Annotated in this window: 18 protein-coding genes and 1 pseudogene; 5 read left to right on the forward strand and 14 right to left on the reverse strand. The window is 73.9% G+C overall.

All coding sequences use genetic code 11. The features are described 5' to 3' along the window. Positions 1 to 62: 62 nt before the first annotated feature. Both DDJ31_RS33045 and DDJ31_RS33050 read right to left on the reverse strand, forming a co-directional pair. The gene (locus DDJ31_RS33045) at positions 63 to 1,547 is read right to left on the reverse strand and encodes an effector-associated domain 2-containing protein (RefSeq protein ID WP_127176741.1); all 1,485 of its coding nucleotides are present in this window, start codon (positions 1,545 to 1,547) and stop codon (positions 63 to 65) included. Next, a complete protein-coding gene (locus tag DDJ31_RS33050; protein ID WP_127176740.1) occupies positions 1,540 to 2,547 on the reverse strand; it encodes a trypsin-like peptidase domain-containing protein in 1,008 nt (335 codons plus the stop codon). Before DDJ31_RS33050 ends, DDJ31_RS33045 begins: the two co-directional genes overlap by 8 nt. Positions 2,548 to 2,944: 397 nt before the next feature. Here DDJ31_RS33050 and DDJ31_RS33055 point away from each other — a divergent pair, with 397 nt between their 5' ends. Both DDJ31_RS33055 and DDJ31_RS33060 read left to right on the forward strand, forming a co-directional pair. After that, the gene (locus DDJ31_RS33055; RefSeq protein ID WP_127176739.1) at positions 2,945 to 4,996 is read left to right on the forward strand and encodes a phosphocholine-specific phospholipase C; all 2,052 of its coding nucleotides are present in this window, start codon (positions 2,945 to 2,947) and stop codon (positions 4,994 to 4,996) included. A 65-nt stretch (positions 4,997 to 5,061) separates the two neighbouring features. After that, positions 5,062 to 5,886: a phospholipid scramblase-related protein gene (locus DDJ31_RS33060; RefSeq protein ID WP_127176738.1), complete on the forward strand. Its 825-nt coding sequence runs from the start codon at positions 5,062 to 5,064 to the stop codon at positions 5,884 to 5,886. Positions 5,887 to 5,975: 89 nt separating this feature from the next. Here the strand turns inward: DDJ31_RS33060 and DDJ31_RS33065 are convergent, their stop codons facing one another. Further along, positions 5,976 to 6,929: a hypothetical protein gene (locus DDJ31_RS33065; protein ID WP_127176737.1), complete on the reverse strand. Its 954-nt coding sequence runs from the start codon at positions 6,927 to 6,929 to the stop codon at positions 5,976 to 5,978. Then, the gene (locus DDJ31_RS33070) at positions 6,926 to 7,762 is read right to left on the reverse strand and encodes a phosphatase PAP2 family protein (RefSeq protein ID WP_127176736.1); all 837 of its coding nucleotides are present in this window, start codon (positions 7,760 to 7,762) and stop codon (positions 6,926 to 6,928) included. Before DDJ31_RS33070 ends, DDJ31_RS33065 begins: the two co-directional genes overlap by 4 nt. Positions 7,763 to 8,059: 297 nt before the next feature. Between DDJ31_RS33070 and DDJ31_RS33075 the strand changes: the two genes are divergently transcribed. Then, a complete protein-coding gene (locus DDJ31_RS33075) occupies positions 8,060 to 8,674 on the forward strand; it encodes a TetR/AcrR family transcriptional regulator (RefSeq protein ID WP_127176735.1) in 615 nt (204 codons plus the stop codon). Between the two features lie 155 nt (positions 8,675 to 8,829). Here the strand turns inward: DDJ31_RS33075 and DDJ31_RS33080 are convergent, their stop codons facing one another. From DDJ31_RS33080 to DDJ31_RS33090, 3 genes are all read right to left on the reverse strand, one after another. Then, complete coding sequence (locus DDJ31_RS33080; RefSeq protein WP_127176734.1) at positions 8,830 to 10,176, reverse strand: DUF2510 domain-containing protein; 1,347 nt, start codon at positions 10,174 to 10,176, stop codon at positions 8,830 to 8,832. A gap of 134 nt (positions 10,177 to 10,310) precedes the next feature. Then, the gene (locus DDJ31_RS33085) at positions 10,311 to 11,465 is read right to left on the reverse strand and encodes an anhydro-N-acetylmuramic acid kinase (RefSeq protein ID WP_127176733.1); all 1,155 of its coding nucleotides are present in this window, start codon (positions 11,463 to 11,465) and stop codon (positions 10,311 to 10,313) included. Positions 11,466 to 11,577: 112 nt separating this feature from the next. Further along, on the reverse strand, positions 11,578 to 12,915 hold the full coding sequence (locus DDJ31_RS33090) for an MFS transporter (protein WP_127176732.1): 1,338 nt from the start codon (positions 12,913 to 12,915) through the stop codon (positions 11,578 to 11,580). A gap of 180 nt (positions 12,916 to 13,095) precedes the next feature. On the opposite strand from DDJ31_RS33090, the pseudogene DDJ31_RS33095 reads away from it, so the two are divergent. Continuing rightward, a pseudogene (locus tag DDJ31_RS33095) lies at positions 13,096 to 15,776 on the forward strand (ATP-binding protein). Positions 15,777 to 15,910: 134 nt separating this feature from the next. Here the strand turns inward: DDJ31_RS33095 and pcaDC are convergent. From pcaDC to DDJ31_RS33125, 6 genes are all read right to left on the reverse strand, one after another. Then, the gene (pcaDC, locus tag DDJ31_RS33100; RefSeq protein WP_127176731.1) at positions 15,911 to 17,107 is read right to left on the reverse strand and encodes a bifunctional 3-oxoadipate enol-lactonase/4-carboxymuconolactone decarboxylase PcaDC; all 1,197 of its coding nucleotides are present in this window, start codon (positions 17,105 to 17,107) and stop codon (positions 15,911 to 15,913) included. Next, the gene (gene pcaB, locus DDJ31_RS33105; protein WP_127176730.1) at positions 17,104 to 18,435 is read right to left on the reverse strand and encodes a 3-carboxy-cis,cis-muconate cycloisomerase; all 1,332 of its coding nucleotides are present in this window, start codon (positions 18,433 to 18,435) and stop codon (positions 17,104 to 17,106) included. Before pcaB ends, pcaDC begins: the two co-directional genes overlap by 4 nt. Next, a complete protein-coding gene (gene pcaG, locus DDJ31_RS33110; protein WP_127176729.1) occupies positions 18,432 to 19,037 on the reverse strand; it encodes a protocatechuate 3,4-dioxygenase subunit alpha in 606 nt (201 codons plus the stop codon). The genes pcaB and pcaG overlap by 4 nt, the downstream gene beginning before the upstream one ends. Before the next feature lie 6 nt (positions 19,038 to 19,043). Further along, the gene (gene pcaH, locus DDJ31_RS33115) at positions 19,044 to 19,817 is read right to left on the reverse strand and encodes a protocatechuate 3,4-dioxygenase subunit beta (protein WP_127176728.1); all 774 of its coding nucleotides are present in this window, start codon (positions 19,815 to 19,817) and stop codon (positions 19,044 to 19,046) included. Between the two features lie 100 nt (positions 19,818 to 19,917). After that, positions 19,918 to 20,565, reverse strand: a complete 648-nt coding sequence (locus DDJ31_RS33120) for a CoA transferase subunit B (RefSeq protein ID WP_127176727.1) — start codon at positions 20,563 to 20,565, stop codon at positions 19,918 to 19,920. Then, complete coding sequence (locus tag DDJ31_RS33125; RefSeq protein ID WP_127176726.1) at positions 20,565 to 21,320, reverse strand: CoA transferase subunit A; 756 nt, start codon at positions 21,318 to 21,320, stop codon at positions 20,565 to 20,567. The genes DDJ31_RS33120 and DDJ31_RS33125 overlap by 1 nt, the downstream gene beginning before the upstream one ends. Before the next feature lie 275 nt (positions 21,321 to 21,595). Here DDJ31_RS33125 and DDJ31_RS33130 point away from each other — a divergent pair, with 275 nt between their 5' ends. Next, on the forward strand, positions 21,596 to 22,060 hold the full coding sequence (locus tag DDJ31_RS33130; protein WP_127176725.1) for a MarR family winged helix-turn-helix transcriptional regulator: 465 nt from the start codon (positions 21,596 to 21,598) through the stop codon (positions 22,058 to 22,060). A 6-nt stretch (positions 22,061 to 22,066) separates the two neighbouring features. On the opposite strand, the gene DDJ31_RS33135 is transcribed toward DDJ31_RS33130, so the two are convergent. Further along, complete coding sequence (locus tag DDJ31_RS33135) at positions 22,067 to 23,116, reverse strand: DUF3048 domain-containing protein (protein ID WP_240677987.1); 1,050 nt, start codon at positions 23,114 to 23,116, stop codon at positions 22,067 to 22,069. Positions 23,117 to 23,337 lie beyond the last annotated feature (221 nt).

Genomic DNA, 23,337 nt, shown 5'->3' on the forward strand with positions numbered 1-23,337 from the left:
AACCCTGGCGGGGTCCACTGGGCGGCCGCTCCCCGACCTCTCGGAACTGCCGCCGCGCACACTCAGGCAATTGGCTCCGGAATCTCCGGGAGCCGGTTCGGGTCGTCCCACAACACGGCGAGCCGGGGGCCGCAACCCCCGGCGTCATCGTCCCCCGGATGGGGAGCCGAGCGCAAGGACGTCAGCCTTCCCAGAACCTCCTCCAAGTCCCCCTGGAGCAAGCCCTCGTGGAGCGCGGCCGACGGCCCTGCCGCACCGCCCCCGCGGCTCCACAGCAGCAGCGGCAGACCCGCCTGGAGACCCACCAGCAGTTCCCTCCTGCCGTGCGGGTCGTCCGGCGCGGAACCCAGGGTCATCAGGACGATGTGCGGGGCACGGGCGAGATGCTCGTAGAGCGACTCGGCCCGCGCCCCGTCACCCCGGGCGCACTGGTGCGCGGTGGCCCGCGGCTCCGCCGCCGACAGCACGTCCCAGCGCTCGTTCCAGGTCCGGTGCAACTGCTGTGCGTCGATGCGCTCCTTGCTGCGCACCACCACCCGGTAGTCCACTCCGATCGGGGGCCCGCCGAGCCCGCCGCCCCACACCGAGTCCTCACCGAAGGCGCTGTGCCTCGACCACTGCTCGACGGGCTCGTTCATCATCGAGAGGGGCAGTATGAACTCCAGTACGAGACTGCCGCGATGGGTGCGCAGCCGGGCCTCCTCACGGTCGATCAGCGTCGCCACCCGGGCCCGCACCGAAGAGGCGGGCACCGAGGACTGCTCGCGTCTGCGCGGCTCCCAGGACGCCCCGCTGCTCGCCCAGCAGCTGATGTCGACCCGGTCGGGTGACGCCGTCGCCGGGGCGAGCCGGATCAGGAGATAGGCGGGGCGCACCGACTTGGACGCCGAACCGCCCGCGTGCGCACGGGAGTCGTCGAGTATCCGCTGCGCCTCCACGTGGTCCGCCGCCGTGCCGCGCACCTGGCGGCTGACCCAGGCGCGCAGCGCGTCCCCGCGGTCCGGCGTGAGGACCATCGCCAGCCCCTGCAGGAACCGCACGGTGCGTGGGGCGCCCTCGGCGGGGCGGTTGGTGTGGGTGAGCAGCTGGTGCGCGTCCCACGCGGTGTGCACGAACTCGGGCAGCGGGCCGAAGTGTTCGCCCGCGGCCTGCTGGTAGACGGCCGGGAGCTGCGGCACGCTCGTCCGGTCGAGCCCTTCGAGCAGCCGGTTGAGGCCGTCGAGCGCCGGGGCGTCGAGGACGGGCGGCAGCACCGGTTCGACGAGGGACAGCGCGTGCTGGGAGGGCAGGTCGTGGTGGGCGAGGTGGCCGACCGCCTCGGCGAGCCGCCGCCAGCCGTCGGGCACCGTGGCGAAGGCCCGCACCATCACCACGATGTGCATCTTCTTGTCGTCGAACTCCGGGACGGACAACCGCAGTCGGAGCCGGTCGAGGGCGTCGAGGACACAGAGTCTGCGCGCGTCGAGCGAGTCGAGGACCGAGACCCGCATCAGGGCGTCCGCGAGTCCGGCCGAGGCCCCCGGATCGGGGGCGGGGGGTTCAGTCATCGTCGGCCAGCCGGTCCGGCCAGGTCTTTCTGGCCTCCGCCGCGAACTCCGTCACGGCGAGGGTGTCCCCCTCCAGCCAGCGCACCGCCCTGACCAGCGCGGCCGGTCCGCGGGCGAACTCCCCGCAGCGGCCCACCAGATGGTAGAGCTGCACGCGCGGGTTGGCCGAGCGGGTGGTGCCCGCGGCTATCTCGGCGGGCAGTTGGCCGAGCAGCTGCGGGCCCGCGTCCAGCCGGAACGACTCCATGGCCAGCAGCCGGTCGACCAGCGGCCACAGCGCACTCGGCGGCGCCGCCGCCCAGTCATCGACGGCCCGCGGCGCGGTGGGCGGTGGGGCGGCCGGCAGCAGGGCCGGGTCGAGGACGTCGAGCGGGATCATCCAGGAGACCCGCGGGCCGCCGGGACCGTCCGTGCGCCGGGTGACCAGGACGGCGGCCAGCACCCCGACCACCCGCCCCTGTCCGAGGTCCCAGACCCCGGCGCCGCTGAAGCCCCGTTCCACCGGCGCGCCGACCGCGTCGAGGCCGTCGATCTGCCGCCACCGCGCGTGCGGGCCGCCCGCGCCCGCCACCCGGCCGCGCGTCCACACCCCGTCGGGGACGGCCGCCGGATGCCCGAACAGCGTGACCAGCGCCCCGGTCTCGGCGCCGCCCACCGCGACCGGCGCCGCCACCGCGGACGGCGGCGGTGGTTCCGCCAGTTCGAGTACCGCCAGATCCAGGGCGGGCGGCCGCCGCAGCCAGCCGCCCTCGACGACCCTGGCCGGCACCGCGCCGCCGTCCTCCGCGGCCGGGAAGTCCACCCGGACCGTGCCCTCGGGCGGCCGGTCCGCGTCCGGCAGGCGCAGGGCGGCCTCGACGACATGCGCGCAGGTCAGCACCGTGCGCTCGGTGAGCAGCAGGCCGGCTCCCGCGACGCCCGCGCCCTCGCGGCCGTGGATGCGGGCCCGCCAGCCGGCCGCGCCCGGCGGCACGGAGGCACCGGCATTCCGAGTCCCCACGTCGTCCCCCTCGTCAGCCGTGCGGAAAAATCAGGGTAAGCCGAAGCGAAGCCCTTGTGTACGGGTGAGTCGGGCGGGCGTCGCGTGATGCACTCCGAGGTGGAACGGGCGGCCGCCGGCCCCGCGCGCGCACCGCGCCACCGGCCGTCTGCCACCCCGCGCGCCCGCCGGACCAGGCCGGGCCGGGACGCGGGGTGCCGGGCGGCCCCGCGCACGCCCTCCTCGGCCGCCGGTCCCGCGCACCCCACCGCCGTCACCGACCCCCCGCGTACCGCCGACTTTCACATCGGCGCCACCCGGCCCTTCCCTGACGTTCGTTGCTCTTGCAACACTCGCTGCGCGCACCGTTCGTCATGATCCGACCATCCGCGCCCCCCAGGATGAGAGGCACCCACCCATGCCCGAGGTCAATCGGCGTCGTTTTCTCCAACTCGCGGGTGCGACAACGGCCTTCACGGCCCTGTCCGCCAGCATCGAACGCGCCGCCGCGCTCCCCGCGAACCATCGCACGGGGTCGATCGAGGACGTCGAGCACATCGTCGTGCTGATGCAGGAGAACCGTTCCTTCGACCACTACTTCGGTTCGCTGCGCGGAGTCCGCGGCTTCGGCGACCCGCGCCCGGTGACCAGGCCCGACGGCACATCGGTCTGGCACCAGTCCGACGGCGCGAAGGACATCCTGCCGTTCCACCCGGACGCCGACGACCTCGGCCTCGCCTTCATCCAGGACCTCCCGCACGGCTGGAACGACGGCCACGCCGCCTTCAACGGCGGCAGGTACGACCGCTGGGTGCCCGCCAAGGGGTCCACCACGATGGCGTACCTGACCCGTGACGACATCCCGTTCCACTACGCGCTCGCCGACTCCTTCACGATCTGCGACGCCTACCACTGCTCGTTCATCGGCTCCACCGACCCCAACCGCTACTATCTGTGGACGGGTCACACCGGCAACGACGGCCAGGGCGGCGGCCCGGTCCTCGGCAACGACGAGGCGGGCTACGGCTGGACGACCTACCCGGAGCGGCTGGAGGCGGCCGGCGTCTCCTGGAAGATCTACCAGGACGTCGGCGACGGGCTCGACGCGGCCGGCGGCTGGGGCTGGATCTCCGACGCCTACCGGGGCAACTACGGGGACAACTCGCTGCTCTACTTCAACCAGTACCGCGACGCGAAGCCCGGCGATCCGCTCTACGACAAGGCCCGCACCGGCACCGACGCCCGTACCGGCGAAGGCTACTTCGACCGGCTGAAGGCGGACGTCCGGGGCGGCACGCTGCCGCAGATCTCCTGGATCGTCGCGCCCGAGGCGTTCACCGAACACCCCAACTGGCCCGCGAACTACGGCGCCTGGTACATCTCCCAGGTCTTGGACGTCCTCACCTCCGACCCGAAGGTGTGGGCGAAGACCGCCCTGTTCATCACCTACGACGAGAACGACGGTTTCTTCGACCACCACGTCCCGCCGTTCCCGCCCGCCTCGGCCGCGCAAGGCCTCTCCACGGTCGACGCGGGACTCGACGTGTTCAAGGGCGCTGGCGGCACCGTCGCGGGACCGTACGGACTCGGCCAGCGGGTGCCCATGCTGGTCGTCTCGCCGTGGACCAAGGGCGGCCACGTCCTGTCCGAGACCCTCGACCACACCTCGATCATCCGGTTCATGGAGCGCCGCTTCGGCGTCCACGAGCCCCACATCTCGCCCTGGCGGCGCGCGGTCTGCGGCGACCTGACGGCGGCCTTCGACTTCTCCCGCGCGGACACCGGACGGGTCACGCTGCCCGCGACCGACGGTTACCGGCCGCCGGACCGCGACCGCCACCCCGACTACCGTCCGACCCCGCCTGCCAAGGGCGTCCTGCCCGTCCAGGAACCCGGCAGCCGGCCGGCCCGCGCCCTCAAGTACGCGCCGTACGTGGACGGTTCGGCCGACACAGGGGCCGGGAAGTTCACCCTCGCCCTCGCCTCGGGACCGCAGGCGGGAGCCGCCTTCCTGATCACCTCGGGCAACCGCGGTGACGGGCCGTGGACCTACACGACCGAGGCGGGCAAGACGCTCGCGGACACCTGGAACTCGGCCTACTCGGGCGGCTCCTACGACCTGACCGCCCACGGCCCCAACGGCTTCCTGCGCGTCTTCAAGGGACCCAACAAGGTCGCGGGTCCCGAGGTCACCGCCCGCCACCGCGGCGACGACCTCGAACTCACCCTCACCAACAAGGGCGCGGGCACCGCCACTCTGCGGCTCACCGGCGGCTACGGCCTGCCGGCCAGGACCTTCACGGTCCGTCCCGGCGCCACCGTCCGGCACACCGTGGTCCTCGCGGCGAGCCGGCGCTGGTACGACGTGAGCGTCACGTCCGACGCCGACCCTGGATACCTGCGGCGATTCGCCGGACATGTCGAGAACGGGCAGCCGGGCGTGAGCGATCCGGCGATCATCACACGGTAAAGGAGGATGAATACCGTATCTGCGGGGGTGGCCGGAAACCGATGCCGTCACGGTAGTGTGCGCCGGTGACCACGCAATCGAACACTCCCGCAGGCTGGTACGCGGACCCGCACGGTGCCGCGAAGACCCTGCGCTACTGGGACGGCTCCCAGTGGACCGAACACACCAGTCCGGACGGGCAGGGCACGGCCGCCCCGCAGGTCCCGCCGCAGCAGCCCGCCTCCGCCGACCCGCGCGTGCGGGGCCAGGTGCAGCGGCAGGCCGGGGTCGCGCCGAGCGGCCCCGGCGGCGGCACCGTCTTCACCGAACCGGTCCTGGTGGTCAACCAGAAGGCCAAACTGATCGAGCTGACCAACGAGTACAAGGTCATGGATCAGAACGGCAACCCGATCGGCTCGGTCACCGAGGTCGGCCAGAGCGCCCTGCGCAAGGTGCTGCGCTTCGTCTCGAGCCTCGACCAGTTCCTCACCCACCGCCTGGAGATCCGCGACGTCCACGGCGCCCCGCAACTGCTGCTGACCCGGCCCGCGAAGATCTTCAAGTCCCGGGTGGTCGTGGCCCGTCCGGACGGGACGCCGGTCGGTGAGATCGTCCAGCAGAACATGATCGGGAAGATCAACTTCGCGATGAACGTGGACGGCCGGCAGGTCGGCGCGATCAAGGCGGAGAACTGGCGTGCCTGGAACTTCGCGATCGTCGACCACGACGGCAACGAGGTCGCCCGGATCACCAAGACCTGGGAGGGCCTCGCCAAGACGATGTTCACGACCGCGGACAACTACGTCCTGCAGATCCACTACCAGCTCCCCGAGCCCCTGCTGAGCCTGGTCGTCGCCACGGCCCTGACCGTCGACACGGCCCTCAAGCAGGACTCACGCGGCTTCGGCTGAGCCAGGCGCGGCGGACCGGCGGCGACAACGCCGTGGCCCGGTGGGGCGGTCGGCCGCCCTGCCGGGCCTTTCCGTACGGGCCAGGGGCCCTACAGCGCTGTGAGATGCCCCGGTTCCTGGGGGCGGCGGGGGACCAGCGCCGGTTCCTGCGACGCCGAGTCCGGACGCAGCGCGAGGACGGCGGCCACCGGGTGCTCGTCGTCGTCCGCCGGGACCTCGGCGGGCGCCGGGGCCGCCCGGGTCAGCAGCAGCACGCCCCAGGTCGCGAGCCCCGCGCCCACCAGCGCGAGCAGGATGCCCGCCGCGCCGTCCCGCAGCCGCTCCCCGAGCAGCGTGAGCCCGATCACCGCGGCGGCGACCGGGTTGGCCAGCGTCACCACCGCGAGCGGGGCGCCGAGACCGCCCCGGTAGGCGGTCTGCGACAGCAGCAGCCCGCCGGTCGCGAACGCCGCCACCAGCAGCGCCACCCCGATCACCTGCCAGGTCAGCAGCGAGCCCGAGCGGTCCGTGGCGGCCACGGTCACCGTCTGGGTGAGCGCCGAGGCGACCCCGGAGGCGACCCCGGAACCGGTCGCGTGCCGCAGCCCCGGCCGCGCGCCCGGCCACGCCAGCATCCCGATCAGGGTCGCCGTCGCGCCCGCCAGGATCAGCGCCTCGGGCGTGCCGAGCACCTCGTCGGGGGCCGACCCGGACGCCGTCACGAGGATCGCGGCCAGCCCGACCAGCGTGAACGCGGTGCCCCGCCACTCCACGGCACTGACCCGCCGTCCGGCGATCCGCGCGCCCAGCGGCACGGCGGCGACCAGTGTCAGCGCGCCCAGCGGCTGCACCACGGTCAGCGGTCCGTACTTCAGCGCCACCACGTGCAGCAGCGCGGCCGAGCCGTTCAGCAGCACCGAACCCCACCAGGCGCCCGAGCCGAGCAGCGCGAGCAGCCCCGAGCCGGGGTTGCGGGAGGCGAGCCGCTCCTGGGCGACCGCGGCGGCCGCGTAGGCGACGGCGGAGCAGAGCGAGAGGGCGACGGCGACCAGGGTGGCACTCATCGTCCCGCTCCGGCCAGGACGTTCGCACCGGCCGGCGCGAGGTCGCCCGGGTCGCGTCCGGTGGTCCGGGTACGCGGCGGCGACGCCTTCCGGGGCTCCGCGCCCGTCGCCGTGGCACGCGGCGCGCGGATCACCGCGAGCGCCAGGCCGAGCAGCGCCGCCGCCGCGAGGCAGTCGAGCCAGTAGTGGTTGGCGGTGCCGACGATCACCAGCAGCGTCAGCAGCGGGTGCAGCAGCCACAGCAGGCGCAGCCGCGAGCGGGTCGCCACGATCAGGCCGATCGCGACCATCAGGGCCCAGCCGAAGTGCAGCGACGGCATCGCCGCGAACTGGTTGGAGAGGTGGTCGGTCCGCGGCGGACCGTAGACCGAGGGACCGAAGACCTTCCCGGTGTCGACCAGGCCGGTGGCCGCGAGCATCCGGGGCGGCGCGAGCGGGAACGTGAGATGCAGCACCAGGGCGGCGGCGGTGACGGCGGCCAGCACCCGGCGGGCCCAGACGTAGTGCGCCGGGCGGCGCAGGTAGAGCCAGACCAGGAAGGCCACGGTCGCGGGGAAGTGGACGGTGGCGTAGTAGACGTTCGCCGACTCCGTCAGCGTCTCGCCGTGCAGCAGCAGCGACTGGACCGTGCCCTCGCCCGGCAGCCGCAGCGTCCGCTCCAGGTCCCAGACGCGGCCCGCGTTGCGGAACGCCTCGGCGGTGTGGCCGGTGGCCAGCTGCCTGCCGAACTTGTAGACGAGGAACAGCCCTGCGACGAGCAGGAGTTCACGGACGAGCGGGGGCCGCGCTATCGCGCGTGACCCCGCTTCTCCAGGCTCGGTTCGGGCATTCATCCCCCGGCCCCTTCGCTGACGTGGTGCTGATGGTGGTGCGTGTCGTGCGGATGCGGCGTGTGCTGTGCGTGACGCATGTGCCGCATGTGCCGCATGTGTTGCGTGAGGTGCGCATGGTGCGTGGGATGCCTGGGGCAGGTCGCGCGCCATCGATACGACTTCGTTCCGATACGACAGTGTACCGATACGCAAGTGTACCGATACGATTCAGTACCGGTACACTTGCGTATCGATGGACTGACGGCAGACCAGCGCGGCGGGCCCCGGGCCCCGGACGACCGGTGAGGAGACGAGACGATGACGTCGCAGGCTGCGGACGGACCGGACACGGTCACCGCCACGCGCCGCTCCAAGATCACGCCGGAGCGTGAGCGGGAGTTCTTCGACGCCGTGCTCGAACAGGTCCGCGAATGCGGCTACGACTCCGTCACCATGGAGGGCGTCGCGGCCAGCACCAGGTGCAGCAAGTCGACGCTCTACCGGCAGTGGAAGACCAAGCCGCAGTTCGTCGCCGCCGCCCTGCGCTCGGCCAGGCAGGCGCGCTTCACCGGCATCGACACCGGCTCGCTCGCCGAGGACCTGCGGCGCGCGGCACGGGCCGCGGGGGAGTGGTCGGGCAAGGACACCCGGCTGCTCCAGGCGCTCGGCCACGCGGTCACCCAGGACCGCGAACTGCAGCAGGCGCTGCGCGAGGCCCTCGTCGACCCGGAGATCGCCGCGCTCAAGGCGATCCTGCGGCGCGGGGTGGAGCGCGGCGAGGTCGCCGCCGACCATCCGGCGCTCGAGTACGTGCCGGCGCAGATGTTCGGCGTACTGCGGGTCAGACCGGTCCTGGAGGGCGAGTACGCCGACCCGGACTATCTGGTCCGCTTCGTGGAGGCCGCCGTGCTACCGGCACTCGGCCTCACCTGAGACCCGGGTCGCCGTCCATGGGATGACTGGACGGTGGCCCGGCCGCGCCGCACCGTGGGGACGGGGGCGGCGCGCACCCCCCGGCCGGGTGGGGTTCCCCTTGAGCGGAGGGGCGCCCCACCCGGCCGACTGCTGTACGGGACGGGCCGGCCGGCTCAGACGGTCTGGCCGTCACCGCCGCCCGAGGACACCTTGATCCCCTTCGTGATCTCGTCGAGGACGCTCTGCTTCTCGCCGACGTCGACACCGAACCTGACCACCACGATCAACTGCGGGTTCGACGGCGCGGGGAAGGCGAGCGACTGGACGTAGCCGTCGTCGCCCTTGCTCGTGACGGCCTTCCAGCGGACCAGGTACCCCTTCTGCCCGGCCACCGTGACGGCCTTCGAGGCGAGCACGTCGTGCGAGGTGATCGAGCCGTACGTCTTGCCGCCGTAGGAGTCCTCGGCGTTCCCCGCGATGTCCGCCTTGGCGACCTCCTCGGCCGTCGAGCCCTTGGTGCCCAGCGCCTGGGCGGGCGCGGAGTAGGCGCCGCCCTTGGTGCAGGACTTGGAGGTGTCGCCCGGACACTTGTACGTGTCGTTGGAGGAGACCTGCGCGCCCACGCTCAGCTGCTGCCCGTACCAGCCGTCCGGGATCGGGATGCTGATGCCGCTGACGGAGTCGGTCACCGCGCCGCTCTCGATCTTCGGCGCCTCGGACTGGCCGGGGGCGGGCGACTCGCCGTCGCCCCCGCCGGAGCCGTCACCGCCGCCCGACCCACCACCCGGGCCCTGCCCGAACGGGCCGCCCTGGCCGCCCTCCGAACCGCCGGGCCCGCCGTTCTGCCCGCCGGGGCCGGGCCGCGAGGACGACGTGTTGTCGGACCCGCCGCCGTCGGTGAGGGCGTAGACGCCCACGCCTATGCAGGCCAGCACCACCACGGCCGCGCCGACGGCTGCGCCGACCCGCAGCCCGCGACGGGACGCGGCCGGCGGCTGCGCCGGGTACGCGGGGTAGGACGGGTAACCGGCGGGCGGGTACGCGCCGCCCGGATACCCGCCGGGGGCCTGCCCGGCCGCCGGGTAGCCGCCCGGGACCGGTCCGGCCGCCTGATACCCGTCGTGGGCCTGCCCGGCTGCCGGGTAGCCGCCCGGACCCTGCCCGGCTGCCGGGTAGCCGCCGCCCGGATAACCACCCGGCGCGTTCCCACCGCCCGGATGACCACCCGCGGGGTTCTCGCCGCCCGGATGTCCGTCCGCCGCGTTCCCTCCGCCCGGATGTCCGTCCGCGGGGTTCTCGGCCGTCGCGGGTCCGTCGCCGGGGTTGGCGTCCGTCGGGCCGGTGTCCTGCGGGTGCGGGCCGGTGGCCGGCGCCTGCGCGGGGGGACCCCCTACGGCGGCCGGACCCGCCTGCCGGGTCCGCTCCGTCCATGCCTTGCCGTCCCACCAGCGCTCGGTGGCGGGACCGTCATCCGTCTGCCCGGGGTCGGGATACCACCCGGAAGGAGTCTCCTGCGTCATGGCCCCACCGTATGAGGCGTCTGTGAAAGGGGGATGAGAGGCCCCCGGTTCAGGACAGCGGGCCCCGCCGGTCACGACGGGCGCCCATGTCCCGACGCGTCCCGGCACCGCGACGCCCGCTGTGCCTCACCGCCTCACCGCACCACCAGCCGCACCGGCGCCCGATCGGCCGGTGGCGGCAGCCGCAGCCCGGCCCGGCCGGGGGTGAGCGACCCCAGCACGCTCGCGTGCCGCGCCCCGGTGCTCACGGGCTCGGTGCCCGGCAGACCGTGGGCGGTCAGGAAGCCGAGGACGGCGAACGCGTACGCCTCCTTCGCGTCCGACGGCAGCCCCAACTCGTCGGAGGAGCGCACCGCGACCCCGGGCAGCAGTCCGGCCAGCGTGCGGAGGAGGACCGGGTTGCGGGTGCCGCCGCCCGAGGTGATCACCTCCGTCGCCCGCAGGTCCCGCATCGCGTCCGCGATCGTCACCGCCGTCAGCCGGGTCAGGGTGGCGAGGACGTCCTCGGGCGGCAGCGTCCCGCGACCGGCCAGCGCGGCGCGCAGATACCCGGCGTGGAACAGCTCCTTGCCGGTCGTCTTCGGCGCCGGGAGCCGGTAGTAGGGCTCCGCCAACAGCCTTTCCAGCAACGGCTGGTCGACCGCGCCGCGCGCCGCGAGCGCGCCCCCGTCGTCGTAGCCGAGCCGGCCGCCGCTGAAGGCCCGCGCCGCCGCGTCCGTCAGGGCGCAGCCGGGGCCGGTGTCGAAGGCGGTGCCGTCGGGGGCGGTGACGTTGGCGATGCCCCCGATGTTGAGGGCGACGGGGGTGCCTGGCCGGCCGCGCAGCCACAGCAGGTCGACGAGGCTCACCAGCGGGGCGCCCTGGCCGCCCGCGGCGATGTCCCGGGGCCGGAAGTCGGCGACCACCGGCAGCCCGGTCGCCTCCGCGATCCACGCGGGCTGCCCGAGCTGGAGCGTGCCGCGCACCTGCCCCGACTCCGCCCAGTGGAACACCGTCTGCCCGTGCGAGGCAACCAACTCGGCCCGCCCTGCGCACAGTTCGCGGTCGGCCCGGACGGCGGCCGCCGCGAACGCCTGCCCGATGAGGGTGTCGAGCCTGCACATCTCGGAGAGCGGGACCGACCCCGGGGGCAGCGCCGCCACGAGCGCCTCCCGCACCTCGTCGTCGTACTCCTCGCTCCGCGCGCCGAGCGGTTCGAGCACGAGGCTGTCCCCGACCAGCTCCAGATCGGCGGCGGCCGCGTCGACGGCGTCGTAGGACGTGCCGGACATCAGCCCGATCACCCGCATCGGCTCAACCCGCTTTCTGGCTCGACGACATGACCGCCCCCTGTCCGCCCGCGCGCTGTCAGCGATCGGCCACCGGTCGCTTTCCGCTCAACCCGCCCGGTACCGCTGCCAGTCACCGCCCGCCCTCCTCGACTCGCGCACCCTCCACGTCGGTCGACGGCAGCCGCCCTCCGTTCGCCCTTCGCGCGGTGGGGACCGCCAGGGCCGTCGCGCTCACCGCGCAGGCCGCCGCCGCGTAGTACGCCGGGATGTCCACGTTCCCCGTCCTGCGGACCGCTTCCGTGATGACGAGGCCCGCGCAGCCCGAGAAGACCGCGTTCGACAGGGCGTAGGCGAGCCCGAGTCCGGTGTGGCGCACGCTGGTCGGGAAGAGTTCCGCCAGCATCGCGGGGCCGGGCCCCGCCATCAGACCGACCACCGCGCCCGCCGCGCACACCGCCGCGCCCTTCGCCGCCGTCGAAGTCCCGCTGTCCTGGAGGAGGTTCAGCAGCGGAAGGGAGAGGACCACCACGCCGAGCGCCCCCGTCAGCATCACCGGCCTGCGCCCGTACCGGTCGCTGAGCGCGCCCGCCGGGACGATCGTCGCGGCGAACCCCAGGTTCGCCAGCACGGTCGCGACCAGCGCCTCACGGAAGCTCGCTCCCAGCGTGCTCTGGAGGTACCCGGGCAGCACGACCAGGAAGGTGTACCCGGCCGCCGCCCACCCCATGACCCGCCCGGCGCCCAGCGCGATCGCGCCCGCCACCGCGCGCCGCGACGGCCGCCGCGCCGCCGCCTCCCGCCGGAAGGCGGGCGTCTCGTCGAGCCGCAGCCGCAACCACAGCGCCACCAGCCCCATCGGCAGCGTCAGCAGGAACGGCACCCGCCAGCCCCACGCGCCCAGTTGGCCCTCGGAGAGGACCGTGGCGAGCAGCGCCGCCACCCCCGCGCCGCCGAGCAGCCCGAGCGCCACCGTGAACGACTGCCACGACCCGTACAGACCCCGCCTGCCCGGCGGCGCGAACTCCGTCATCACCGCCACCGCGCCCCCGAACTCGCCCCCGGCGGAGAGCCCTTGGACGATCCGCAGGAACGTCAACAGCCAGGGCGCCAGGGCGCCCGCCGTCGCGTAGGTCGGCAGCACGCCGATCAGCGTCGTCGCCGTCGTCATCAGCGCGATCACCAGGATCAGCACCGGACGCCGGCCGATCCGGTCGCCCAGCCGCCCGAACAGGGCCGCCCCGACGGGCCGGAAGAAGAACGCGAGCCCGAACGACGCGTACGTCCGCACCAGCGCCTCCGCCGCGTTCCCGCCGTCCGGCGTGAAGAAGCGCGCCGCGATCACCGTCGCGAAGTACCCGTAGACCCCGAACTCGTACCACTCGACGAAGTTGCCCACCGAACCCGCGGCCAGCGCCCGCACCGCGGGGGACCGCGCCCCGGTACGGCGTTGTCCGAAAATCAACGTCATCTCAGCGCCTTCTGACGGTACGTCACCCACGGCCAAACGGTCCGCGAGCGCGGGCGTCGACCGCCCTACACCGTCGTCACCCGTCACGGCAACAGGTACCCGGACCAGGCACCACATCGGCATTCGGGCGGCTACGCTCAAGGTCTGTACGTCGAACGGGCGACTTCGGGAGGTGACGGGATGACGGAGGTACGGCCCACGGAGGCCGCCCCGGGCTCCCTTTGGGAGCGCGACGACGAGGTCGCCGCCGTCGTACAGGCCATCGAGAACCTGTGCGCCGACAAGTCCACCTCCGGCGGTCTTCTGCTGATCCGCGGCGAGGCCGGAATCGGCAAGACGGCGCTCCTCGGCGCGGCCCGCAGGCTGGCCGAACGGCAGGGCTGCATGGTCTGGTCGGCCCGCGGCGGCGAGACGCTCAGGTCCGTCCCGTTCAACGTCGTACGCCAGTTGCTCCAGCCCGCGTTGATCTCGCTGATGCCGGAGGAGGCCCGCGAGTACTTCGGCGACTGGTACGACATCGCGGGACCCGCCCTCGGCATCGCCGACCCGGGAGACCGCAGCGCCGACCCGCAGGGCGTGTGCGACGGCCTGGTCGCCGCCGTCCGCAGACTCGCCCGGCGCGACTGGCCGCTGGTGCTGCTCATCGACGACGCGCAGTGGGCCGACGAGGAGACGCTGCGCTGGCTCGCCGCGTTCTGCGAGCGCCTCGACGACGTGTCCGTGCTGGTCGTGGTCGCCCGCAGGCCCGGAGAGATCACCGGCGAGGGAGCCCGTTACCTCGACTCCGTGGCCGCCGCGGCGGACGGCCCGACCACCGTCCTGAGCGCCCTCACCCCGGCCGCCACCGCCGGGCTCACCCGCGCCACCCTGGGCGACCACGCCGACGCGCCGTTCTGCCGCGAGGTGTGGGCCGTCACCGGCGGCAACCCGTACGACACCGTCGAACTCCTTGCCCGGGTCCGGGCCAGCGAACTCCAGCCGACCGAGAGCTCCGCCTGCGAACTGCGCGCCCTCAACCGCGCGGCCCGCGGCGGCGGACTCGTCGCCCGCCTCGAAGAACTCGGCATCGAGGCCACCCGGTTCGCCTGGGCCGCCGCCATCCTCGGCCACGGCATCTCCGTCGACCTCGTCGGCAAACTCGCCACCCTGGACGACGAGGACGCCGCACGGTGCTTCGAACTCCTGCGCAACGCCCGCATCCTGACCGAGGTCGCCGAATCCAGCCACCAACCCGCCAACGGCGAGCTGGAGTTCGTGCACCCGCTGATCGCCAGTGCCGTCTACAACTCCATACCGGACGCCCTGCGCACCGCGATGCACGGCATCGCCGCCCAGGTCGTCACCGACTCGGGGCTCGGCGCCGCGATGGCCTCACGGCACCTCCTCCAAGTGCATCCGGACGATGGGAACTCGTCGAGCAGTTGCGCGAGGCCGCCCGCGACCACCTCAAGGTCGGTGCTCCCGACGCGGCCCGCCGCTGCCTGGAACGCGCCCTGCTGGAACCGCCGTTGCAGCAGGTGCACGCCCGTGTCCTGTTCGAACTCGGCTGCGCCACCCTGCTCACCGCGCCCGCCAGGACCATCGGCCACCTCCAGACCGCGCTCACCATGCCGGGGCTCGACGCCGACACCCGGGTGGACGCCGTCGTCCGGCTCTCCCAGGCGCTGCTGCACAACGACCAGTTGGACGAGGCCGTCCGCACGGTCGAGGCGGAGGCCGCCCGGCACGAGGAGGGCTCGGCCCGGATGCGGCTCAAGGCCGTGCAGTACATGTGGGAAGGGCTGATCGCGGGCGACAACAGCACCCCGGGCCGCTCCGAGCGGCTCGCCGCGCTCGCCGACACCTGCACCGGTCGGGACAACTCCGAGCGCGCCCTGCTCATCCTGCGCGGCTTCGACGCCATGACCCACGGCGAGAACGCCGAGGAGGTCGTCGAACTGTGCGACCGCTCCCTCGTCAACGGCAGGCTCGCGCCAGGACTCGGCTGGACCGACGACGAGTGGGGCATCGAGCTGCTGATGATGCTCGCCAGCTCCTACGCCTACACCGACCGGCTCGACCGCGCCGAGGCCCTCTTCAACGAGAGCCTGCGCTCCTACGAGTCCGCGGGCTGGAGCGGCGGCCATCTCGCGCTCGCCCACGCCTACTTGGGCCTCGGCCACCGCAGACGCGGCCGGCTCAGGGAGGCCGAGGCGTCGCTGCGCGAGTCCCTGCGGCTCGCCGAGCGGGTCGGCCGCGGGCTGCCCCTGTACTGGTCGGCGACCTGCAACCTGGTCGATGTGCTGCTGGCCCGCGGCCAGGTCGACGAGGCCTGGACGATCGCCGAACGGTACGGCTTCGCACCGCCGTACCCGTCCACCATCGTGCTGCCCGACCCGCGTTCGGTGCGCGGCCGGCTGCTGCTCGCCGTCGGCAGGACCCAGGAGGCGGTCAACGAACTGGAGGCGGCGGAGAAGGCGGCCACCGCCCGTGGCCACCACAACCCGGTCCTCGTTCCGTGGGCCGCCGACCTCGCCAAGGCGCTGGCCGCCGTCGACCCGGTCCGTGCCGCCCGGCTCGTCACCGAACTGCGGGCCAGGGCCGAGCGGTTCGGCACCGACACCGCCATCGGGGAGGCCCTGCGCTGCGCCGCCGCGCTGGAGACCGGGCAGCGTGCGGTGCGGCTGGCCGCGCAGGCCGTCGCCTATCTGGAATCGTCACCGTGCCAGTACGAACACGCGGCGGCCCGCCTGGAGTACGGCATCGTCTCCCGCTCGGTCGCCGAGATCAACCGCGCCCTGACGCTGGCCCGTTCCTGCGGCGCGGACGGCCTGGTCGCCCAGGCACGCCAGTTGCTCGAGGACGGCGACGACCTGCGCTGACCACCGCGCACCGGTGACGACCTGCGCTGACCTCCCCGCCCCGGCGACGACCTGCGCTGATCTCCCCGCCCCGGCGACGGGCCGGGCTGCCGCGATCCCGGTCGCGGGCCGGTCCGCCGGGACACGCGCCCGCGTCAGCCTCCGTCGCCGTCCCGCCCCTCCCGTTCCTCCCGCTCCTCCCGTTCCTCCCGCCCCTCCCGTTCCTCCCGCCCCTCCCGTTCCTCCTCCGCCAGCACCCGCTGGGCCGTCGCGAACGCCGAGTTGGCCGCCGGGACACCGCAGTACACGGCCGTCTGGAGCAGGACGGCGCCGATCTCCTCCGGTGTGAGGCCGTTGCGGAGCGCGGCCCGTACATGCAGGGCCAGTTCGGCGTCATGGCCGTGCGCGACCAGCGCCGTCAGCGTGATCATGCTCCGCTCGCGGCGGGTCAGGGTGGGGTCGGCCCAGATCTCGCCCCAGGCGTAGCGGGAGATGAAGTCCTGGAACCGCGCGGTGAACGGCGTCTGCCGGGACAGCGCCCGGTCCACGTAGGGGTCGCCGAGCACCGCCCGCCGCACCTCCATGCCCCGCCCGTCCGGCCGGCCGAGCAGGCCACGCAGGGCGGCGACGACGGCCTCCGGCCGCTGCGCGGGCGCCAGGTGCGAGGCACCGGGGATCTCCAGCAGGGCCGCGCCCGGCACGGCGTCCGCGATCTCCCGCAGGTGGGCCGGCGGGGTCGCCGGGTCCTCGCGGCCCGCGATCAGCAGGGTCGGCGCCCGGATGGCGGAGAGCCGGGCGCGCAGGTCGAAGGCGGCGAGGGCGTCGCAGCAGGCCGCGTACCCGGCGGGGTCGGCCTCCGCGTGGTCGCGCAGCAGGCCGGGCACGGTGAAGTCACCGGCGAACCAGCGGGCCCCCGCGCTCTCCACCAGCCACCCGAGACCCTCCCGTCTGACCCGCTCGGCCCGCTCCCGCCAGGGCCGCTCGCCGCCGAAGTGGGCCGAGGAGCAGATCGCGGTGAGCGAGGCGACGCGCTTCGGGTGGTGCACGGCGAGATGCAGGCCCACCGCGCCGCCGAGTGACACCCCCGCGTATCCGAACCGTTCGATGCCGAGCGAGTCGGCGAGCGCGAGCACCAGCTCGGCCAGGTCGGCGACGGTCGCCCCCGGGCCGACCAGCGCGGCCGGGGAGCCGCCGTGGCCCGGCAGGTCCCAGCGCACCACCCGATGGGTGACGGACAGCTCGGGCGCCACCTCGTCCCACAGGGCGTACGAGGTGCCGAGCGAAGGGCCGAGCAGCAGCGGGGGCGCCGAGGCGGGGCCCTCCACGCGGTGGTTGAGGAGGCTCTCGGTCAACGTCGCTCCAGGGCACGGTCGGTGAGGGGGCCCGCGGCGCCGGTGTAGCGGGCGGGGTCGGTGACCTCGCTGAGGTCGACGTCCGTCAACTCGGGCTGTTCGGCGAGCAGCTCGGCCAGGGAGCGGTCCTCGGTGTGGGCGCGGGCCGCCAGTTCGGACAGCAGGGCCCTGGCACGGGCCCGACCGAGCACCGGGGCGAGGAAGGCGGAGAGCCGCTCCGACACGATCAACCCATGCGTGAGGGACAGGTGTTCGCGCATGGTGTCCGCGTTCACCCGCAGGTTCTCGACCAGTTCGGCGGCGTCTCGTGCCGCGCCGCCGACCAGTCGCAGCAGATCGCGCAACGGCTCCCACTCGGCGTGCCAGGCGCCCGCGGGCCGCTCGTCCTCGGCGGCCAGCGTCCCGTACAGGGTCGCGGCGAGCTGCGGTGCCCGCCGGGCGGCGGCCGCGACCAGGGTCGCCCTGACCGGGTTCGCCTTGTGCGGCATGGCGGAGGAGCCGCCGCCGCTGCCCTCGGCGACCTCGCCGATCTCGGTCCTGGCCAGGGTGAGCACGTCGACGGCCGTCTTGCCCAGCGCCCCCGCGGTGAAGGCCAGCGCGCCCGCGAGGTCGGCGACCGGGGTGCGCAGGGTGTGCCACGGCAGGGCGGGCTCCCGCAGCCCGACCTCCCGCGCGAAGGCCGCCACGAGGGCCCGCGGGTCCCCGGCGCCGTACGCCTCGAACGCGGCCAGAGTGCCCGCCGCGCCGCCGAGTTGGGCGGGCAGGGCGTCCCGTACCGCGGTGATCCGCTCGCGCGCGTCGAGCACCAGCGACCGCCACCCGGCCGCCTTGAGGCCGAACGTCGTCGGGACGGCGTGCTGGGTGAGCGTCCGGCCCGCGAGCACGGTGTCCCGGTGCGCCACGGCCAGCCGGGCGAGCGCCCGTTCGGCGCGGCCGAGGTCGGCCAGGACCGGTTCGAGGGCGCGGAGGGCGACCAGCATCGCCGCCGTGTCCATGATGTCCTGGCTGGTGGCGCCCCGGTGCACATAGGGACCGCACTCCGCGCCGACCGCCTCCGTCAGGTCCGCGACCAGCGGGATGACCGGGTTGCCCGCGGCCCGTGCGCGCAGGGCGATGGACGCGACGTCGAACCGTCCGGCGTCGGCCGCCCCGGTCACCGCCGTCGCGGCCTCGGCGGGGGCGAGCCCCAGCGCGGCCTGCGCGCGGGTCAGCGCGGCCTCCGCGTCGAGGAGCGCCTGGAGGTGGGCGGGGTCGCCGGTCGCGGCGGCGGCGGGCGAACCGGCCCAGCCGGGGGCGAGCAGGCCGGTGTCGGACGGGACAGCTCTCACGTGAACTCCAGGAAGACCGTCTCGCCTTCGCCCTGAAGGCGGATGTCGAAACGGTAGGTGCCGTCACCCCGCCGGGCCGCGACCAGCGTGTCGCGCCGTGCGCCGGGCAGCCGGGACAGCAGCGGATCGACGGCGAGCGCCGCCGCGTCGTCCGGCAGGTAGATCCGGGTGAACAGGTGCACGAGCAGGCCGCGCGCGAACACGCACACACTCAGGTGCGGCGCGCTCCGCCCGCGCCCGCCCGGCCGCAGCGTCCGCGCGTACCAGTGGCCGTCGGCGTCCGTCTGCACCCGGCCCCAGCCGGTGAACTCCACGCCGTTGCGGCCCAGATGGCCGCCGGTCGCCGGGTCGCGCCGCATCGAGCCGTCGACGTCCGGCACGTTCCCCTCCGGGTCGGGGCCCCACAGTTCGAGGAACGCGTCGGGCAGCGGGTCGCCAGCGCCGTCGTACACGTGCCCCTGGAGGGTGATCGTGTCCGGGTGCCCGACGGGCGCGATGTCACCGCCGCCGGGGAACGGCAGCGCGTACCCGTAGAACGGTCCCACGGTGTGCGACGGCGTCGGCGGCACCGATGGCGGGCCGCTGGTGTCGGTCCTCGTCATGGCGGATCAGCGTCCTTCCTCGATCCAGGTGGCGGCCGGGCCGTCCAGCACGATGTCCCAGCGGTAGCCGAGCGAGAACTCCGGCACCGACAGGCCGTGGTCGTAGGTCGCGACCAGCCGCCGCCTGGCCGCGTCGTCGGTCACCGACTGGAGGATCGGGTCGTGGCGGAACAACGGGTCGTTCGGGAAGTACATCTGCGTCACCAGGCGTTGCGTGAACGCCGCGCCGAACAGCGAGAAGTGGATGTGCGCGGGCCGCCAGGCACCGACGTGGTTGCGCCACGGGTAGGGTCCCGGCCGTACGGTCGTGAAGCGGTAGTGGCCGTCGGGGTCGGTGAGGGTGCGGCCGACGCCGGTGAAGTTCGGGTCGAGCGGCGCGTCGTGCTGCTCCCGCCGATGCGCGTAGCGGCCCGCCGCGTTCGCCTGCCAGATCTCCACCAACTGGCCGCGGACCGGGCGCCCTTGGCGGTCGAGGAGCCGGCCGGAGACGGTGATGCGCTCGCCGATCGGCTCGCCGTGGTGGTGCCGGGTGAGGTCGTTGTCGACGTCGGTGAGGTCGCGTTCGCCGAAGGCGGGGGAGCGCAGCTCGACCAGTTCCGGGTCCTGCCGTACGTCGATGGCCACCGGTGGCTGCCGCGGGTGGCGCAGGGCGGAGGAGCGGTAGGGGGCGTAGTCGCGGCGCGGATGGTGCTCGACGGGTGCGCCGTCGGCGACGCGCTGCTCGTAGGCGGCGCGGGCGGCCGCGATCTCCTGGTCGATGTCCCGCTGGGTGAGGGTCATGGCTGCGGGCTTCCTCCCGGTTCCTGCGCGGCGGACGGACGGGGTGCGGACGGCGCCGGCACGCCACGGGAGCACAACTCCCGTACGAGAAGTGGTGAGTTCACGGCGTCTGCTCCTCGGCGACCCGTATCTCGGCGGCCGTCTTCGCGGCGATCTCCGCGGCCGTGACGCCGGGCGCGGTCTCGACGAGGACCAGGCCGCCGTCGGTGACGTCGAGGACGCCGAGGTCGGTGATGACGCGGTCCACGCACGCCCTGCCGGTCAGCGGCAGCGTGCACCGGGTCAGGATCTTCGGAGAGCCGTCCTTGGCGGTGTGCGTCATCAGCACGATGACGGTGCGGGCCCCGTGCACCAGGTCCATCGCCCCGCCGATGCCGGTCACCAGCTTCCCCGGGACCGCCCAGTTCGCCAGGTCGCCGCGGGCGGAGACCTGCATGGCGCCGAGCACCGCCACATCGATGTGCCCGCCCCTGATCATCGAGAAGGAGAGCGCCGAGTCGAAGAACGACGCCCCCGGCACCACCGTGACGGTCTCCTTGCCGGCGTTGATCAGATCGGGGTCGACCTGATCCTCGGTCGGGTAGGGGCCGGTGCCCAGGATGCCGTTCTCCGATTCGAGGACCACCTGCACGCCGGGCGGGAGGTGGTTGGGGATCAGCGTCGGCAGCCCGATGCCGAGGTTGACGTAACTCCCGTCGCGCAGCTCGCGTGCCGCGCGGGCGGCCATCTCCTGCCGCGTCCAGGCCATCAGCTGCTCACCGTCCGCTGCTCGATCCTCTTGTCGGCGGCCTGCTCAGGGGTGAGACCCACCACCCGCTGCACGAAGATGCCTGGTAGATGAACCGCGTCCGGGTCGATCGCGCCGGGTTCGACCAGCTCCTCGACCTCGGCGATCGTGACCCGTCCGGCCATCGCCGCCAGGGGGTTGAAGTTGCGGGTCGACCTGTTGAAGACGAGGTTGCCGTGCCGGTCCCCGCGCGCCGCCCGCACCAGCGCGAAGTCGGTACGGATACCGCGCTCCAGCACGTGGTCGATGCCGTCGAACGCGCGGACCTCCTTCGGCGGCGACGACAGCGCGACCCCGCCCGCGCCGTCGTAGCGCAGCGGCAGCCCGCCCTCGGCGACGTGGGTGCCCACGCCCGCCGGGGTGTAGAAGGCGGGGATGCCCGAGCCGCCGGCCCGCAGCCGCTCGGCCAGCGTGCCCTGCGGGATCAGCTCAACCTCCAGCTCACCGGCCAGGTACTGGCGCGCGAACTCCTTGTTCGCCCCGATGTAGGACCCCGTCACCCGGGCGATCCGCCCGGCCGCCAGCAGCACCGCGAGGCCGGACTCCATCGCCCCGCAGTTGTTCGAGACCACCGCGAGGCCGCCGACGCCCCGCGCGTGCAGTGCCTCGATGAGCACGTTCGGCACCCCGCTCAGACCGAACCCGCCCACCGCCAGGGACGCGCCGTCGGGCACGTCGGCCACCGCCGCCTCGGCCGTGGCCACCACCTTGTCCATCCGCGAAGGCCCCTCTCGTACCCGAGCCCGGCCCGAAAACAGTCAGGGCACTGAGCATTTCGGTGAAGTTTCCTTCACGCTGCCATCGGGCGGGACGACCGTCAAGGTCCCAGGAAAAAGCGGGTACATGGCCACCGTCGAGCCGGAGACAGTCCGGCAGGAGCCAGGTATCGTTCAGTGCACCAACGAATTTCGACGCGTCGAACCCGGTGGCGCGCCACCCGCCGCGCCGGTGCCCGCCGGTGCCCCGACGCACACGACCTCGGGAGCGCACCATGGCCGCGGTGGATCTCACCACCCACCCCGGGCACCTGGCCCGGCGGCTCCAGCAGGCCCACTACCTGCTGTGGAACACGATGGTCTCGGAGGAGACCACCTCCCCGCAGTTCGCGGTCCTCAACGCCCTGGCCGCCGAGCCAGGACTCGACCAGCGGACCGTGGGGGAGCGGGTGGGGCTCGACCGGTCCACCGTCGCCGAGGTGATCAGCCGCCTCGGCCGCCGCGGACTCCTCGACAAGGTGCGCGACCCGGGTGACGGCCGCCGTTTCCTGCTCCGCCTCACCGACGACGGCCTGCGCGTCCACCGCAGACTGGCCGTACGCACCGCCCGCATGAACCAGATCTTCCTGGCCCCGCTCTCCGACGCCGAGCAGCAGACGTTCTTCGCGCTCATCCGCCGGGTCGCGGACGCGGCCGAGGGGCTCCGCAACCCCGCGGAACCCCTCGCCGCACCGCACTGAGCCCGGTCAGGACGCCTGCGCGAACACCACCCACACCTGGCCCTCGGCGAAGTTCACCGGCTGCCCGTCCGCCGTCGTGAAGTCCGTCCCGTCCGCCGGCTTCGCGCGCTTCCAGCGCGCCTCGTACATCCGGCCGTCCCGCAGCACGTCCGCCGTCCCCGACCCCACGGTCTCGGTGTACGGCGTGGTGTTGCCGAGGAAGTCGTGGAACCGCGACGCCCGCACCTTCACGTACTGCACCACCACGGTGGCCGGCGTGACCCGCTGCCCTTCGCTGGTCAGCGTCGGTGCGCCGTCCGTCGACAGCAGCCAGCGCCGCCGGTCGGCCGACCAGTCGAAGGTGAAGGAGGCGGACGGGTAGCGGACGGTCCGCGAGGTCTGCGGGGTGCCCCCGGCGGGCGCCGCGCCGAACCGGAACCCATTGGTCAGCGCGGTCGCGGTCGGCGCCGTCGGCATCAACCGGGCCGGACGCAGGAACAGGTTGTGCGGGGCGGCCTTGTCGGCGCCCCGGAAGAAGGCGCCCTCGACATTGCCGGGCTGCTCGGGACGGAGCGGCGCCTGTCCGATCAGCGGCAGCAGCTTGTGCTGCGCCCCCGAGAAGGCGAGCGTCGGCCGGTCGTACTGGCGCAGCAGTTCGAGATCCGACTCGCGGGCGCTGCGCACCGGTCCGACGACCTTCGGCAGCTTCGTCGCGAACACCGCCATCAGCCTGCTCAGACCGCCCTCGACCTGCTCGGCGTAGACGACGTCCGCGGCCCGCAGACCGGTCTGCGGGCGGGCCGCGCGGACATTGTCGATCTTCACGGCGAGCGGCGCGGAGGCGGCGGCCGTCCGCCGCGGGGGCGGTGTGTCCGACGGCGTCGCGGCCGGCGTCCCGACGGTCCTGCCCCGGCCGTCGTCCACCGGGGTGTGCGGTCCGCCCGCGCACCCCGCCGCCAGGGTGACCGTCACCGTCGCGGCCAGCAGCGCCGCCGTCGTCGTCACGCGTCGTGTGCGCGCCCTCTGTCCCATGCCCACCGTTGCCACCCAGTCCATGTTGTTCGATTGTGCGCTCATCACTTCATCGGTGGCCCTACCCCTGCCGTGCGGAGCGCGCGCGGCGAACACCGCCGAACGGGTGCACGAGTCCATCGAACGGCGCAAGAGCGCGCCGCCGGACGGACGACGGGTTGCCCCCAGGTTCCGGGGCAGGTCGGCGGGCCGCCGGACGAGTTGATCGGACGGTCCGTTGGTCGGACGGTCCGTTGGTCGGACGGTCAGATGGGCGGCTGTCCGGA

It is taken from the genome of Streptomyces griseoviridis, from assembly GCF_005222485.1.
In the GTDB taxonomy this organism is placed as follows: Bacteria; Actinomycetota; Actinomycetes; order Streptomycetales; family Streptomycetaceae; genus Streptomyces; species Streptomyces hintoniae.